Annotated in this window: 14 protein-coding genes; 8 read left to right on the plus strand and 6 right to left on the minus strand. The window is 53.8% G+C overall.

The window, feature by feature from the left end:
* Nucleotides 1-5: 5 nt before the first annotated feature.
* From P9L94_09115 to P9L94_09125, 3 genes are all read right to left on the minus strand, one after another.
* Nucleotides 6-1589 carry an ABC transporter substrate-binding protein gene (locus P9L94_09115; protein ID MDP8244226.1) on the minus strand — a complete coding sequence of 528 codons (1584 nt, stop codon included), beginning with the start codon at nucleotides 1587-1589 and terminating at the stop codon, nucleotides 6-8.
* The gene (locus tag P9L94_09120) at nucleotides 1589-2650 is read right to left on the minus strand and encodes a hypothetical protein (protein ID MDP8244227.1); all 1062 of its coding nucleotides are present in this window, start codon (nucleotides 2648-2650) and stop codon (nucleotides 1589-1591) included. Before P9L94_09120 ends, P9L94_09115 begins: the two co-directional genes overlap by 1 nt.
* 98 nt (nucleotides 2651-2748) lie before the next feature.
* On the minus strand, nucleotides 2749-4038 hold the full coding sequence (locus tag P9L94_09125; GenBank protein MDP8244228.1) for a glycosyltransferase family 4 protein: 1290 nt from the start codon (nucleotides 4036-4038) through the stop codon (nucleotides 2749-2751).
* Between P9L94_09125 and P9L94_09130 the strand changes: the two genes are divergently transcribed.
* Nucleotides 4022-4567: a methyltransferase domain-containing protein gene (locus P9L94_09130; protein ID MDP8244229.1), complete on the plus strand. Its 546-nt coding sequence runs from the start codon at nucleotides 4022-4024 to the stop codon at nucleotides 4565-4567. The genes P9L94_09125 and P9L94_09130 overlap by 17 nt on opposite strands.
* Here P9L94_09130 and P9L94_09135 read toward each other — a convergent pair.
* The 3 genes from P9L94_09135 to P9L94_09145 are packed head-to-tail and all read right to left on the minus strand — an operon-like array spanning nucleotide 4564 to nucleotide 6417.
* Nucleotides 4564-5286, minus strand: a complete 723-nt coding sequence (locus P9L94_09135) for a hypothetical protein (GenBank protein ID MDP8244230.1) — start codon at nucleotides 5284-5286, stop codon at nucleotides 4564-4566. The genes P9L94_09130 and P9L94_09135 overlap by 4 nt on opposite strands.
* Nucleotides 5283-5795: a hypothetical protein gene (locus P9L94_09140; GenBank protein MDP8244231.1), complete on the minus strand. Its 513-nt coding sequence runs from the start codon at nucleotides 5793-5795 to the stop codon at nucleotides 5283-5285. Before P9L94_09140 ends, P9L94_09135 begins: the two co-directional genes overlap by 4 nt.
* A gap of 19 nt (nucleotides 5796-5814) precedes the next feature.
* Nucleotides 5815-6417: a sigma-70 family RNA polymerase sigma factor gene (locus P9L94_09145; protein MDP8244232.1), complete on the minus strand. Its 603-nt coding sequence runs from the start codon at nucleotides 6415-6417 to the stop codon at nucleotides 5815-5817.
* A gap of 170 nt (nucleotides 6418-6587) precedes the next feature.
* Here P9L94_09145 and P9L94_09150 point away from each other — a divergent pair, with 170 nt between their 5' ends.
* From P9L94_09150 to P9L94_09180, 7 genes are all read left to right on the plus strand, one after another.
* The gene (locus tag P9L94_09150; protein MDP8244233.1) at nucleotides 6588-8807 is read left to right on the plus strand and encodes a hypothetical protein; all 2220 of its coding nucleotides are present in this window, start codon (nucleotides 6588-6590) and stop codon (nucleotides 8805-8807) included.
* A gap of 153 nt (nucleotides 8808-8960) precedes the next feature.
* Entirely contained in the window at nucleotides 8961-9584 is a 624-nt protein-coding gene (gene pyrE / locus P9L94_09155; protein ID MDP8244234.1) for an orotate phosphoribosyltransferase, read from the plus strand.
* A 55-nt stretch (nucleotides 9585-9639) separates the two neighbouring features.
* On the plus strand, nucleotides 9640-11001 hold the full coding sequence (locus P9L94_09160) for an enolase C-terminal domain-like protein (GenBank protein MDP8244235.1): 1362 nt from the start codon (nucleotides 9640-9642) through the stop codon (nucleotides 10999-11001).
* Nucleotides 10998-12746 (plus strand): glycosyltransferase, encoded by a 1749-nt coding sequence (locus P9L94_09165; GenBank protein MDP8244236.1) that lies wholly within the window; start codon nucleotides 10998-11000, stop codon nucleotides 12744-12746. The genes P9L94_09160 and P9L94_09165 overlap by 4 nt, the downstream gene beginning before the upstream one ends.
* Nucleotides 12727-13596 carry a succinate--CoA ligase subunit alpha gene (gene sucD, locus P9L94_09170; protein MDP8244237.1) on the plus strand — a complete coding sequence of 290 codons (870 nt, stop codon included), beginning with the start codon at nucleotides 12727-12729 and terminating at the stop codon, nucleotides 13594-13596. The genes P9L94_09165 and sucD overlap by 20 nt, the downstream gene beginning before the upstream one ends.
* 601 nt (nucleotides 13597-14197) lie before the next feature.
* A complete protein-coding gene (locus P9L94_09175) occupies nucleotides 14198-14668 on the plus strand; it encodes a cupin domain-containing protein (protein MDP8244238.1) in 471 nt (156 codons plus the stop codon).
* 33 nt (nucleotides 14669-14701) lie between these two features.
* Nucleotides 14702-15850, plus strand: coding sequence for a Gfo/Idh/MocA family oxidoreductase (locus P9L94_09180; GenBank protein MDP8244239.1), 1149 nt, complete (start codon nucleotides 14702-14704; stop codon nucleotides 15848-15850).
* The last annotated feature ends 317 nt before the right edge of the window (nucleotides 15851-16167 follow it).

A 16167-nucleotide genomic window follows, 5' to 3' on the forward strand; every position in this document is an offset into this window, starting at 1 on the left:
TTCCTTTAATTCTCAATTGATACCGGCCACAGGTAATGCAGCGCCATCGGGTGTAAGACAAAGCCTTTGATGTTTTGGCGCAATGCGGCGAAATCTTTGGTGGTGTTTAAGAAGAGCCACGGCGCTTCGTCGAGAGCGATGGTTTGCGCCTGTTGGTAAATTTTCAGCCGCTCGTTTTCGTCGTAGGTTTGTTGTCCCAGCCGCACCAGGCGGTTGAACTCTTCGTGTTTGAATTGCGAGCGGTTTTCGGGATTCGCCAACAAAGCGTAGGCGAAGTTGTCGGGGTCGCCGTTGTCGGTCGACCAACCCAACATGCAGATTTCAAAGTCGTGGTTGAGCGACCGTTGCAATAACGTGCCCCATTCGACTTGCGATATTTTGACGCGGACGCCGATCTCGCTCAGATCATTTTGCACGACTTCCGCCAAGCGCGCGCCGATGGGGTTGTAGGGGCGCGGCACGGAATAGGTCATGATTTCAATATCAAATCCGTCGGAGTATCCGGCCTCGACGAGCAGCGCTTTGGCTTTGTCAGGGTCGAATTCATAGGCGCGGCTGTCGGGGTCGTGGCCCAAGACGCTGGGCGGAAAAATGCCGCGCATGGGTTCTGCATAGCCTTCGAACAGGTGGTCGCAGATGGCCTTTTTGTTGACGGCGTAATTGATGGCTTGGCGCACGCGTTTGTCTATTAATGGGCCTTTTTCAACATTCATATACGCGAAACTGATATTCACGCCGGGCTGTTCGAGCAAGGTGAGGTTTGGATTTTTTTTGACTTCAGCGGCGGTTTGCGGGTTGATGCCGACCATGATTGACGCTTCGCCCCGGGCAACGCTGAAGAGCCTCACTTCGGGATCGCGCAACACTTTGTAAATCACTTGTTGGGTTTTGGCGGGAGCGCCCCAATACTCATCGTAGCGGGCGAGCACGACTTCAACGTCGCGCGTCCATTTCACAAAACGGAGCGGGCCTGTTCCGACGGGATGTACGCTGTATTCCTCGCCGTATTTTTTCAGCGCCGCCGGGCTGCTGATGAAGCAGCAGAACATAGCGAGATTTTTCAACAGCGGCGCGTAGGGTTCATATAAAATCACCCGTACGGTCATATCGCCGTCGGCGACGACCTCTTTGACGATGCCGCGTAACGCCATGTCGGCGTAGGGCATGCGCCCCGCAAGATGATAGGGATGGTTTTCGTCAAGCAGGCGCATCAGTGACAGGACGATGGCTTCAGAAGTCAGCGTGGTCCCGTCATGAAATTTGACGCCGGGGCGTAAGTAGAAGGTCCATTCGCGACCATCGCCGGAGGTTTCCCAGCGCTCCGCCAAGGCGGGTTCGATTTCGAGAGAACCGTTTTTGAATTTGACGAGGCCCTCGAACATTTGCTGGGCGATGTTGGCCGAGTAGCCGTCTTCCATTGAGCCGGGGTCGAGGTTGACGGCGTCGCTGCCGTGGGCGAAGACCAGCGAGTCGGTTTCAGGCGCAGACGGCGGCGCGCCGCAATTGGTAAATCCAATAAGAAATGCAAAACCCAACAACGCGAGCCGGGCCGCATGTGGGAGCGTTTTGAATGACGGGATATATTTCATTAACTGGCTTCTTCTTCTCCCTCTTCGCCTTCGTCAACTTCCGCCGTTTTGATTTTTTCTTTGAACAGAGCGTCGGTGTTGTTGACGAAGTTTTGTTGGTTAGTGCTTGAGATTCGTTTCATGCGGTTGTCGGCGTAGTTTTTCGCAAAGCGCAGGCATTTTTCGCCGTCGTCTTTTTTGTCAAACATATAATGCAGTTTGGCCAACAGCAGATTCAGGCCGCCGTCTTTGGTCTCAAGGGGAATCGAGCCGACGTCATCGTTGTCTTGGCAATACTTAAAGTATTTATGCGCATGTTGCCAGTGATAATCAAGTAATTCTTGAAAATGTTGTTCATCGTCATCGTAAACTTCTTTGTTCAATTTTTCGAGATAAAAGATTGATTCTAAATGGTTCATGCCGATGTAATAGAAGCGCGGCTCTGCTGATTTCATCGACAATGATTCTTCATCAAATTTGGCTTCAATCGCTTCTTTCATTGTTTTAAACGACCAGTTGTCTGGCTCGATGTCGTTGTTAAAACAAATACGCACCATTTGAAAATAGCGGTCCATGGTAAACAACACGACCACCGCCGCCAGGTCGCGCGGTTCTTCGAAGATTTTCTGAAAGAATGGAACGCCGATTTGGTCGCGGTTTTCCCATATTTTTTCAATCGTGGCTTTGGTGCGGGTGTTTTTGGGGCGATTGCGTTTTCCGTCTAATACGGAACACTCTTTTTCGAGTTGCCCAAAACCTTCGGCTAGCAGTTTGGCGCGGTCATCGGCGCAGTTCTCAAAATATTCCTTCATCTGGTTATTTTTGGTCGGGCTTTTAAAGAAGCGGCTATAGTCTTCAACGCCGCAACTATATTCGTTCGACGCCGTCAAACATTTTGGGCAGATGGTGGTTTTTAATTCGTCAGGGAAGTGTTCATATCCGCCGATGGCTTCGGTGTGGGGCCTCATCCATTCATCGACCACGATCACTTGGCTCTTGGTCATGAATTGATAATTAGTCATTTGGGTTTCGCAGACCAAACAGGGGGTCTCGCGTTTCCAAAGCGTTTTTTTCTTAGGCATTATGGCCTCCCGTGCTTCCACCGACAGATTGTTGAATGGTTCCCCTCAAACAAACATTACAAGACAAGTATATATTTTAAAGTAATTTACTCGCAAACCTAAGTCTTTCCTAGACGTTTATTTAGAAGCCGCTGGTAAAATTCAACCAACTGTTTTGTGAGTGTTTGATACGCCCATTCGGTTTCGGCGGTCTGGCGGCCTTTGGCTCCCATTTCATGCGCCTTGGATGGTTGGTTGAGCAACTCGACGCAAGCCTGAGCGAAGTTGTTTGGATTGTAGGCCAGAATGCCCGCTTGATGCTGCTTGATGAGGCTGGCGGTTTCTCCGACATGGGAGGCGACCACCGGGCGCCCGCTGGCGAAATAGTCCGCCAGTTTATTCGGAACTCTCGCCCGGTTGGCTAGCGTGTCTTCCAAAGGCAACAACAAAACGTCGCAGGCGGCGAGGTAGGCGGGCACTTGTTCAAATGGAATGACGCCGGGCAAGAGCACGTCGGCGTCAGGTTGAAAGCGTTCACGCAAGGGTTGCAGGGCGCTGTCTTCGACGCCGCCGCCAATCGCTAACAGCAGAGCGTCATTGCGTTGTTCTTTTACGGCGGCGAACAAATCGGCGAGTAGTTGGATGTCCCACAGCGAATAGCCGATGAACCCTAATAACGGTTTGTCGGATGCGATGCCCAGTTGGTTTCGGGCGTCTTGTTTCTCGATAACGGGAAACGCATCGCTCATCACGCCTGCGGGCAACGTCAACAGCCGCTCGTCTTCGATTCCCGCCGACCGTGCGCGTTCGCGTAAGACGGAACTGATGACGGTGACGCCGTCGGAGATTTGCTTGCTGCCGACTTCGATGCGTTGTTCAAGCCGGTCAATCCAGGCGAACGGGCGCCGCGCAGTGGTGATGCCGCCTTCCGTCCACCAGTCGCACCAGTCGCTGACGAACAACGGCGGTTGGGACGAAAACCGGGTGAGGCTGCGTTGTAAAAACCAGGGAAGCAATACGTTGGGGCGATGGTCGAAGGCGTGGATTACGTCCCATTGATCGATTGAGATCGAAGCAAGCCGCGCGAGGTTGTCGAGCAGCGCATAGCCGCCGTCGTGGCGTCCGGGTCGGCCCCAGCGCGGCGTCTGCCAAATGCGTACGCCGTCGAGTGGTTCGACGCAGCCGCTGCTGTTCCATTCGCGGGACACCGTCCACAAGTCAACCTGGTGGCCTTGGCGCGCCAGTTCGCGGGCGAACCCCATGCAGCGAAAAAAAGTTCCCCGCCAGATCAAATTATGGTTTAACAATAGAATACGCATCGTGGTTGCATTGTATCCAGTCGCACGGTTGTGGTATATCTTTAAGTCAACCTGATGAGCGAGAGTTTTGATTATGGTGGAATACGGCATTGTCCTGCTCGTCTTTATTGCGCTGGTGAATGGCGCCGCCTATCTGGGGGCGCCGGAATGGGTTTCGCTCGTTCTGTTACTTCTGCTCGCAGCGCCGACGCTGTACGGCGCCTGGTTTGGCGCACCCTATATTCCCTCCGCCAACCCCGCTGTTGAACGGGCGCTCGGTCTCGCTGAATTGAAGCCGGGGGACGTTTTTATTGATCTGGGTTGCGGCGATGGACGATCTCTTCGCGCCGCCAAAGCGCGCGGCGCTCAAGCGATTGGATATGAGATTTCGCTTTTCATGTATTGCATTGCGAAACGATTGAGAGGGTGCGAGGTGCGGCTGGGCAACTTCTGGAGCGCGGACCTTTCGGAGGCGGACGTGGTGTATTGCTACCTGACCCCGAAAGCGATGGAGCGTATTGAACGTGAAATCTGGCCGAAACTGAAGCCCGGATGCCGACTGGTTTGCAATACCTTTAACATGCCGACCCTCGCGCCGGATGAGACGCGAGGGCCGATGTATCTCTATCGAAAGTTCTAGTTCTCTTTCGGCAGGTCTTCTTTCAACATTTCATCATCAAAAGGCATCGCTCCCGGCGGCGGGCCTGGAGGCGGCCCCCAGCCGCGAAATCGGCGTCCGCCTTTTTTATCGTTTAAAATATGTTGAGGGGCCCGTTCGACCAACATTTCGATGAAGCGGTTTTTGTGTTCGATCTTCTTTTCAAGAAATAATTTGAGCCGGTCGAGCTTTTCTTGCAATAAGTGAATTTCCATTTGCTGCCGTTTGATATCGAGCGCAAACATTTCATCAAACAATGGGCGCAGGATGGCTGCGACTTCTTCATCCGGCTCATTGGCCTTGTCTGGCGGAAGTTCTTTGACTGCTGTGCGAATTTTTAATTCCTGACGGCGTATGGATTCATGCAACTCAGCCAATTCAGGGTTTTCACGTCGCATTTCGTCCATGCGTCGCATCATTTCATCTTGTCCCCGGCCCCGCCAGAACGGAGGCGGCCCGCCAGGTCTGCCAGGCCCGTCGCCCATTCGCTCGCCTCGGGGCGGGCGGTTTGGGTCATCATTGTCGCGACCGCGTCCCCACCCGCGTCCCCAACCACCGCGCGGTTGTTGGTCTGTTGCGGCGGCGATTTGCTCCGGCGCAGGTTTGGGGGCGTCGTTGGCCCGCGAGATTATGATAGCGGTTGTTGAAATGAGCAGCGCAATGATAACGGCTGCATATAGCAATATCGTTCGCGTGTTCATGAGGTTAATCCTGAAAAAGCGGATTCAAAGTCTGTTTCAAAATCGCTGAAGAGTTCAGCCATTTCTTCATCAAGGGTTAGAAGTTCCTCTTCGATGGTTTCGGTTTCCCAGGTGGTTTCCGTCGTCCATGAGAGGTCGGCTTTGCGTTGGAACTCAGCCGAGCCGCCCCACATGACCACCAAGAAGATGGCCGCCCACGCCCAGCGCCAGCCGTTGAAACTCCAGTTGTTCGCTGCGTCCAATGTCGGCATCGGCGTGACGGTCCGGTTGGTGCGCGCCGCTAGTAAGACGTTATCGCGAATGCTGAGGCGCGGTTCGCGTTGCGGCAGGGCTTTGCCCGCTGCCATCAGGGCGTTTAAGTCCTGCCATTCCAATTGCAGACGCTCGGACTGGCTGCATTGGTCAAGAAACGCCCGTTTTTGCGGCGCCTCATCCGGCAGGTCGAGCATAAGGAGCATGTCGTCCGCCGATGGCTCGCTGATGGGATGAAACAACGGGTGTACTTTCATGGTTGCGTCCTCCAACCGCTTATGCGGTTTCTTCCGCCAATTGATTATCGGCGCAAAGTTGTTTTTGTAAAAATTTTACCGCCTGGCTCATTCTCGATAACACGGTGCCGAGCGGGGCCTCTTGTATTTCCGCGATTTCTTTAAATGGAACTTCTTCGATTGAACGCAACAGGTACACTTCCCGAATCAACGGCGGCAGCAGCTCGACGGCTTGTTCGAGCCGCGCCAGGTCTTCTTGTTCGACCGCCTGGTCGAGCGGCGTCGGGTCGGCGCCGGGAATGCGTTCAATCAAAGCGACATGTTCTTCGTCTTCGTTCCAATCTCTGGCTTCGACAAAATGCTTGTCTTTTCTGAACCGGTCGAGGCAATGGTTGTGGGCGATCCGGTACAGCCAGGCGGAAAACTGGCCTCGATCTTCGTATTTATCTTTCTGCGCCAGCAACTTAAACCAGACCTCTTGCAGCGCATCTTCGGCCTCGTGCTGTCGCCGCAGCATCCGTAAGAGGAAGTTAAACAAAGGTTTATGAAAAGTTTCCATCACTGTTTCAAAGGCGGCGATATCGCCTTTGTCGCGATATTGGATGAATAACTTCCCGGGGTCGATGGCAGTGTCTTTTATCATGGCCTTTGTACTTATCATAACGCAATTCAAGTGGTTTTATTGACTGGAAGCCAGAAAAAAGTCATAAGCCGGAGACTCGCATCGTACTACGAGGACGGCTAAGATGGCCGAGGCCAACTTTTTACCTTAAAGGACCGTTGGTCAAGCGACGAATATCGAGGAAGTTTGATTTGTTAGGATTTGCCGCTGCTGTCCTATTGATTTGTTTGTACTTGTACTCGGTGCGTTTTCTTGATGCGCCGCTGGGGGCGGGTCTGCGCGCCCTTTTGACGGTTAGCCGCCTGGTCGTGCTGATTTTCATGCTTTATCTATTGACCTTGCCTCAAACCCATGAACAAATTGAACGCGCCGTTTCGCCGACGCTGTATGTTTTGTTAGATGATTCACAAAGCATGGCGGCGCCGCTTGACCCCGTTTCTGACGATTCGCCCTCACGCTGGCAAACCATGTTGCAAAGTCTTAACGAAGACGGCCTGCTGCAAAATTGGGAGGCCAAGGGGTTTCCGCTTCAGTTTGCTTTATTGAGCGAGGCGTCGAACCTCTCGCTCTCCCGTTCGGCCTGGAAGCCGGGGTTGCCTGAAAATGTTGGGCCGACGCTTGATTCAACCGACTTGGCGGGCGCGATCCAGTCATTTAACCAATCAACGCTGCAACAACAAAATGCCTATCTCTTATTGTTCACCGATGGCCGTTGGAACCAGGGCGGGGCGCCAGACGCCGCCGTCAATCAACTAAGTATGATTCAGTCTGGAATGCAAACCGCGCCGGACCGCCGCGTCTTTTCGTTCGGCATCGGCCCGGTGATTTCGCTGTTTGACATTTCGCTCGACCGCATCGAAGCGCCTGCACGATTGCGGGCGGGAGAAACCAGCGCATTGAATGCGTCTGTGTCGGTTCATGGCGAACTGCCCGAAGCCCCCTTGCAACTGCGCGTTCGCATTGTTGACGATCAAGCCAACGAAATCAGCCTAATTGAAGAGCAAATTAATTGGTCGGAGGGTGCGGCGTCGCAGCAAGTTTTGCTGGCGTTGCCGGAACTCGAAGCAGGTGAATATACCCTACAGGCCGAAGTGGTTCCAACCAGCATTGAGCGAATCGTTGACAACAACCGCAAAGAACTCCCGCTGAAAGTGCGCCGCTCGCAAGACCGTTTGTTGCTGCTGACTTCGGCGCCGGACGCGGATTTCAAATTTCTGAAACGAGCGCTTGAAGACAATCAGACCATTGATCTTCATGCGTATATGCGCCATGAGTCGCGCCTGGTTGCGCTTGGCGACCGGGGGTGGGTGCAGTCGCAGCGTGGCGAAGATGTCGAAGAGCCTGCGCAAACGATTGACGAAATCATGGACTCCGAGCAGCCCTGGTCTGCGGTGGTGCTGCATAATTTTGTATGGAGCAGCGAACTGGCCCCGTTTGCGGAATGGCTGAGCGGTTACATTGAAAATGGCGGCGGGGCGTTGTTTGTTCCCGGCGCGGGCAATGCTCAACCGGCGCCGCAGGCGCTTGAGGACATGCTGCCTGCGCCGTTAGCGATTGCGTACAATGTGGTCCCCGCGCAAGCGTTGATCGAAGCGGCGTCTGTGCAGTCGGAATCACTGCGGGCGGCGTGGCAAAACCTGCAAGGCGGCGCGCTGCCGCCAGTGGGGCCGTTGTATCGCCCCAGCCAACAATTGTTGACCGCTTCGCCGTTGCTGTTGGGCGCGGCGGTGGGCAACGCGCAACAACCGTTGATGGAGCGCCACCGTTATGGATTGGGTTCGATTGTCGTCTCTCGCGCGGCGGGGTTATGGAAACTCGGATTATTCACTGAACAAGATTGGCTGACGCCGTTTTGGACTTCAGCGCTCAATGAGAGCAACCCGCAGTTGCGCGGCGAGTTGGGTGAACTGATGACGGACCGCTTTGCTTATAATTTATACGACGCCGTCCAGGTGCAATACGCCGCGCCGGAAGCAGTATCGAGCGTCACGGCGAACGGGCAATTTGTTGTGATTCAAACGCCTTCAAAACGCGAATCGCTTTGGCTGGCGCCGACTTCGGGGCTGTCGAGCGGCTTTGAAGGCCGCTATACGGCGGTGGAGGCGGGCGATTATGTCGTCTCGGAACCGGCCGCTGGCGTCACCACCACATTTCGCGTCGAAGCGGGCGCGGTTGAAACCGCCAACCTGACCCAAAATGTTGAGGGGCTGCGCGCGTTGGCGGCGGCGGGCGGCGGCGAATATGCAAACCAGACCGCATGGAAGCAATTGTCCAATAAAATTCCCAATTTGACCCGGCGGGTTCGCGAAGATCGCTCGTTCTTCTTGGGCGAAAAATGGTGGGCGGCGGCGCTGTTGATCGCATTTCTCGGCTTCGAGTGGTTTTTGCGCTGGCGTCAGGGAATGCCGTAGTTTATCTGCGCCGCAATTGCACAGCACGATGGGTTGGTTGTGTGTATAAATAGATATCTAGACAAATATTAAAGTTGAGCAACAATGTAATACGAACTGCAATTTAATCATATTTTTTGTTGTCATCGAATCAACTCTTGGGAGCCGTTGCTTATGAACGCCGAATCACAGGCGTTTTCTACATCCCGCATTGAAAATTTGTTATCGCTTGATATTGAATCGGTGCGAAAACAAGCGAAGCGCATGTTGATCAAACGGGCTTTGCATGTCGCTCGTGATGACCGCAATTTTGTGCTTGCCTCCGGCCAGCCGTCAAAATACTTTGTCGACGGAAAACGAGTTACCATGCGGGCGGACGGTTTGGCGATTCTCTCGCGTCTGGTGTGGGAAGAGATTCGGGATTTAGACATTGACGCTATTGGCGGCCCAACCCTTGGGGCCGATCCACTGGCGGCGGGCGTGTCGATGATGAGCTACATGGCGGGCCGCCCCATCGACTTTTTCGTTGTCCGCAAAGAACGGCAACAGCATGGACTCGGGCGACGGATTGAGGGCGCGGATATCGCGAACAAACGGATCGCCTTGCTTGAAGACGTGATTACCACTGGCGCGTCGTTGCTCAGCGTCATTCAGGCCGTCCGTGAACAGGACGCGGAGGTGAAGAAGATTGTTGCTGTGGTGTGTCGTCAAGATACCGCTGCGGAAACCTTCGCCAAAGGCAATATGGAATATACGTCTTTGTTCTCTCTTTCCGAATTACTCGACGCCGCCCTCTAAGCCAATGCGGCGCCTTTCCCTATAATCAAGAAAACCTTTGAGTGAGGGAACTGCTATGTCGTTGCCTGTCCATATTTGCGATGTTAAGACATCCTATGAAGATCACGCCTACCGCGCACCGTTAAAATTCGGCGGCATCGTGACTGACAAAGTGACGCTTTTGAATGTGGTTGTCCGTGTTGAGGACGCGCAGGGGCGCAGCGCGCAAGGCTTTGGCTCGATGCCGTTAGGCAACGTGTGGTCGTTCCCGTCGAAAGTGCATAGTTACGATGAAACCTTGGCGGCAATGAAAGCGCTTGCTGACGCAATTCAGTCCATCACAAATTCGTGCAGTGAAAGCGGTCATCCGGTTGAACTCAGCGCGATGTTAGAACCGCACTATCTCAAAGCCGCTGAACAAGTATCCAACCAACTCCAACTCAAAGAGCCGATCCCGAAACTATGCGCACTGGTGGTCGCTTGCACATTTGATGCGGCGATCCATGACGCTTATGGAAAATTGCACGGCGTCAGTTCGTATGCCGCGTTGGGCGGAGAATTTCTCACTAGCGATCTAAGCGAATTTTTGGATGAGCGCTTCAAGGGCGAGTCGCTGCAGCAATACGTTTCGCCTGAGCCGAAGCCGCGCATGCCCTTATATCATTTGGTGGGTGCGGTGGACCCGTTGGAAGAGTGCGATATTGCCAAACGCCTCAATGACGGGATGCCCGAAACGCTGCCGGAGTGGATTCGCCATGATGGATTAACGCATTTGAAAATCAAATTGAATGGCGACAACCTCGATTGGGATGTTGAGCGCGTCGCCCGCGTTGACCAAATTACGGAAGAAACCCAACGTGAACAGGGCGTAGACGACTGGGTCTATTCGCTCGATTTTAACGAGCGTTGTGAAAGCGTTGATTATTTGCTGGCGTTTCTGGCGAAGATCGAAGAACGCGCCCCCCGCGCCATGCAACGCGCGCAATATATCGAGCAGCCCACCGCGCGCGATTTGAAAGCGCATCCTGAAAATAAAATGCACAAGGCGGCGGCGATTAAGCCCGTCGTGATTGATGAGTCGCTGGTCGATTATGAAACCTTGCTGCTGGCGCGTGAACAAGGCTACACCGGCGTCGCGTTAAAAGCGTGTAAGGGAATCTCGCAGGCGTTATTGATGGGCGCGGCGGCGCAGAAGTTTGATATGTTTTTATGCGTACAAGACCTGACATGCCCCGGCGCGTCGTTCTTGCTTTCCGCCGGGTTGGCCGCGCACGTCCCGCCGGTCGCGGCGATAGAAGGCAATGCGCGCCAGTACGTCCCCGGCGCCAACCACGGCTGGGCGGACCGCTATCCAACAGTGTTCACGGTTGCGGGCGGCAGTATTGATACATCAAGCATCAATGGCCCCGGCTTGGGAGTCGAACCGCTTTCGTCATGAGTGAAAACTTGAATGCGCCGCCTTGGTCGGCGAATTTTCAGATCATTGATGCTATGTATCCTGGAATCGCTCAGGCAATACGCGACGTTGACGCGGCGTCGACGTGCGGCGCGGATGCGTTGTCGGCTCACGCAAACCGCGAGATCGAAGCGCAATGGTCGGACGACGTCGATTTGTTTATCGTTTTTCGCTTTTCTCTGGGGACGCTCGCCCAACAATTATTTGACAAAATCAATTTGCATGAAGCGGGCGATTTGCGCGGGCGCCGCCTGTTGTTAATGGATGACGACCCGCAGCGGTTTCGGTGGGGGATGGAGAATAACGACTGGACGTTAATGCTTGAGTCTGACCGTTGTTTGTTTCATTTGTGCGACCCTGAGTTTCATCAACTCAACCGCCTGATTGGAAAATATCGCCACCTGACTCAAGTCAATTATGCGTTGCTCAATGCTGACCCTGGCTCTCCCGCGCAATCGCTGTCTATTATTCGCGAGCGTTTTGATATCACGCGGGATGACACAAAAGAGCGAATTGATGGAGCGGTGAGGGAATTACAGGGCGTTGCGGCGCCGCCGTTTCCGAAGACGGTGCGGTTTTTTGTTCCCGGTCACAACATGCTTCAGGATGCTTGCGTTCGTTCGATGAAGGCGATGGGCTATGGCGTTGAGCGCTTGCAGTGGCAGAACCCGTTGTATCGCTTTATCCGCTCGTACGCCTGGTTGAATCCCGTACTCGAAGAAAAAATTGATACGGCGGTTTTTTTGAATGCGACGCCGAAATCCTTTAATCAAAATGGCCTCTTCGAACGTCTGCCCCTCAAGGCATTGTCGTGGTTTGTTGACAATCCAAGGCGATACGTAAAAAGCGCAGATGATTTTCGTGGATGCGACGCCGTCGGCGTGTTTGACGCGACGTATATCCCGTATGTAAAAGAACGGACAGGCGCTCCGGTTGTTGAAGCGCGCACCGGGCATAGCGTCAATCATGCGCTGGCGAAAGTCGATGAAGCGTTTCAAGCCATCGACGTCGCCTTCGTGGGTGAATTGGGGGCGCGCGGTTTTTCGCCGTATGAAAGGGCGTTTGCGGTCACGCAACCCGAGAGGCTGCAGCAGGTGAACGAGTTGCTGCGTCAACATGACGTCTCACAATTGACCGACTGGAACCCACTGGCGGAAGCGTTGTTCGCGCAATTTGGCGAGCCTTATTTTGGAACCTGGGTCGAGTTTCTCGAAAACAAAGCCACGGCGGTGCGGCGGCGGTATTTTCTCGAAGCGGCGCGTCCGTATGGATTGACGATTTTCGGCGACGAAGATTGGGCGATGCCGGAATTCGCCGGGACGTTAGTCGATTATTTCGCCGGACGCCGGATAGATTACCATACGGAATTGCCGCGATTATACGCCTCAGCGAAAATCAACATCAATATCTTTCACGCGCAATGTCTCAAGGGGCTGAACCCCCGCGTCTATGACGTTTTGGCGTGCGGCGGTTTTTTACTCACGCAATATAACCCAGGTATCGAAAATGAGTTTGAGATTGGTCGCGACCTCGATGTTTTCCACACGCGAGAGGATTTGAAAGAGAAAATTGAATACTATCTTGACCGCCCTGAAGAGCGCGCCGCCATCGCGCATTGCGGGCAGGTTCATTCGCTTGCGAAATGCGGTTACAGTGTTAGAATCCAAACCTTACTAAACGCCTTAAGTTTTGTTTCAGGAGATTTAGATGGCTATCTTTGCGGATAAGTCGACCCGGCTAATTGTTCAGGGCATCACGGGAAAAGAAGGTTCATTTCATACTGAGCAATGTATGGCTTATGGTACGAACGTGGTCGGCGGCGTGACTCCCGGCAAGGGAGGCAGCGAACACTTAGGCGTTCCTGTGTTTAACACAGTGGCGGAGTCGGTCGAAAAAGCGGGCGCCAACGCGACGGTGATTTTTGTTCCGCCGCCCTTCGCTGCGGACGCAATCATGGAAGCAGCCGACGCGGGCATTCAATTGGTGATTTGCATCACCGAAGGCATCCCCACGCTCGACATGGTCAAAGTGAAGAAATTCGTGACGTCTAGGGGCGTCCGGTTGGTCGGCCCCAATTGCCCCGGCGTGATCTCGCCCGGCAAGTGCAAAATCGGCATCATGCCCGGCTCGATTCACATGGAAGGCTGCGTTGGCGTTGTCTCGCGCAGCGGTACGCTGACCTACGAAGCCGTCCAGCAAATTTCTGACATCAAACTGGGTCAATCCACTTGTATCGGCATCGGCGGCGACCCCGTGATTGGAACGACATTTATTGATGCGCTGACGGCGTTTAATGATGACGATGAAACCAAGGCAGTTGTGATGATCGGTGAAATCGGCGGCAGCGCCGAAGAAGAAGCGGCTGCGTTTATCAAAGCCAATATGAAGAAACCTGTGGTCTCGTTTATCGCAGGCAAGACGGCGCCTCCAGGGCGACGCATGGGCCACGCAGGCGCCATCATCGCGGGCGGAAAAGGCACGGCGGACGAAAAAGAGCGCGTCTTGCGCGAGTCGGGCGTCTCGGTTTGTGAAAGCCCCGCTGAAATCGGCGAACGCATTCAAGCCGCGCTGGCATAAGAGAATCTGTCATTCAAGACTCCAAGCGCCTCGAAGAAATTCGGGGCGCTTTTTTGTTTAACGAACAGGCATGGGTACGTCTCTCTTCGCTTCGGAATAATTCGCAAGCCGTTTCGATCAACTGTCATTGACTTAAGGCTTGTCGCCTCCCTCTCCCTCTGGGAGAGGGTTGGGAGTGAGGGGCGGCCTCGCCGCATTTGTGCTGAGTCAATTTCAGCAATTAAATTTCATTTCACCACGACTTCAACACAAAACACTGTATGAAAGAACCCCTCATCCTAACCTTCTCCCAGAGGGAGAAGGGATTACGTTGGCACTCATCCAGGGTAGGATGGACTTCGCGCTAGCAGCCAATGAGATTGAATCATTCATTCAAGGGCTGACGCCTCCTTGTCTATGCCGCCTCGCCCTCCCCCGATGAAATTATATCTAAAATGCAAAGAGTTTGTTGTGGTTCTAATTCAGCGTATTGCCGTTTACCCCAATACAGGTTTTGGTACTATTGGGGAGAGAACCATAATCAGTATTGTAGGGTGGGTTCTTAACCCACCATTGTTTACTGAACGCTTCGTTGTGAGTGCGTAATTGAGGAGAGTGCACCATGATTCAAATATTAGATACCGCAAAAATGGAAGGCATGCGCTTTCCCGCTAATCGCAGAGGACGCGGATTCACCGGTCCCAATTTATTTGAGAACGTCGGGTTCCGAACCGGTTGGATCGAACTCGACCCTGAGAACGGTCAGGTGCCTTGGCACAACCACCCCGAAAACGAAGTCTATATCATGATCGAAGGCGAGAACATTCAAATCGCGCTCGAAGGCGAGGGCGTGGCGTCTTTGAAGAAGGGGCAAGCGGTGAAAGTGCCGTCGGGCAAGTTCCACCAACTGACCAACCTGGGTAACGAACGCGCGACCTTTCTCTATATCTATGAAGGCAACGGCGACGTCGACCATTGGCGGCAAGAACTCGACGGCGAGTTGCCGAAAGCGGGCGTCGGCGAGATTCCCTCATTGCCCGAAGGCGCGTTTCGGCAATGCCCAGAAAGCACAAAAAACAGCCCTGACGCGTAAATGAATAATTGAACTTCTTGAAAGGACACACTCATGGCTACCATTGAAATACCCATTTATATGCGAGGCGTAACCGGACGCATGGCGCGCCGCCAACACCTGGAGCGCTCGCTGATGGCGATTGCGAAAGAGGGCGGTCTCAAGACGCCCGGCGGCGATGTGATCGTTCCCAAGCCGTATCTATTAGGCCGCAGTGTAGAAAAACTCAAACCGCTTGCGGACGAATACGGCCTGCCTTGCGGCGACGACATCAATGTTGCGTTTGAAGATACAAATGAGTTTCGCGTATTTTTCGAAGGCGCGATCACCAAAGTCCACCATGCGGGCATCACCCAGGCGATTGATGCGGGGATGAATATATTTTCAGAGAAGCCCATTACGCTGACGATTGACGAGGCGATCGATGTCGCCAAACGCGCTGCCGCCAAGGGAATCAAAGGCGGCGTGGTGCAAGATAAGCGCTACCTGCCCGGCACCGCCGCGCTGGCGCATGTCATCAACTCCGGCATGATCGGCGATCCGTTTCATGTTCAACTCGAATTCGGCTACTGGGTGTTTCCTGACAGTGGAACCCGCCCCGATTGGAACTCAGACAAAGAAGCGGGCGGCGGCATCGTCTATGACATGGTGGCGCATTGGGATTACGTTTTGCAGATGTTGGTCGGGCGCCCGGTGAACGTGTCGGCGTTGACCGACATGGCGGTCAAACAGCGAACCCGCGACGGTCAGCCCGTCACCACGACGGCGGAAGATTCGGTCTATGCGACATTCAAATCTGAACAAGGCGTGATCTGCTCGACGGCGTCATCCTGGTGTCGGCGTCCGCGCAAACGCGGTTTGCTCGAGATCAAAGTGCAGGGAACCAAGGGCGCGGCGGAAGCCTATCTCGACCGTTGTTTCGTCATGACAGACGAACGGACGCCGGTCATCGCCTGGGACCCTGACACCGCATCCCGCGTTGAATTTGACGACGGCTGGGAACGCATCGAAGCGCCGGAGGTTCCGGCGAATGCGTTTCGCTATCAGTGGGAGAAGTTCCTGATGCACTTGGTCTGCGACGGCGAGAATCCCGCCGACCTGGTCGAAGGCGCCCAAGGTGTCGAGGCCTCCGCCCGCGCGTATGAATCAGCGGAAAAGAACGGCGCCCCAATTAATATCCGAGACATCCGTTCAATTTTGTAATAGAGAATTGTTTGGTAAGGCGGGCTTGTCCAATATGCGGATGAGCCCGCAAAACCTTAAACAAAAATAACGTTTCAAGTAGGGTGGTGTTGAGCGAAGCGAAACCCACCAATAAAAATGTGGTTCTTCCGTAAATTGGATACTTTTTTTATAAATTGAATTGAGATTTTGCTGCATGTGGCATGGGTACAACTCTGCTCGCTTCAGTGCGGGCTTTCAGGCCCTTATGCACAGGCGCTCCCAGAGTTACACCCATGCCTGGTTTGGTTTGTCAATTATTGATACGCCGGAATACGTTTTCGGAATCAAAATCATGA

It is taken from the genome of Candidatus Hinthialibacter antarcticus, from assembly GCA_030765645.1.
In the GTDB taxonomy this organism is placed as follows: domain Bacteria; phylum Hinthialibacterota; class Hinthialibacteria; order Hinthialibacterales; family Hinthialibacteraceae; genus Hinthialibacter; species Hinthialibacter antarcticus.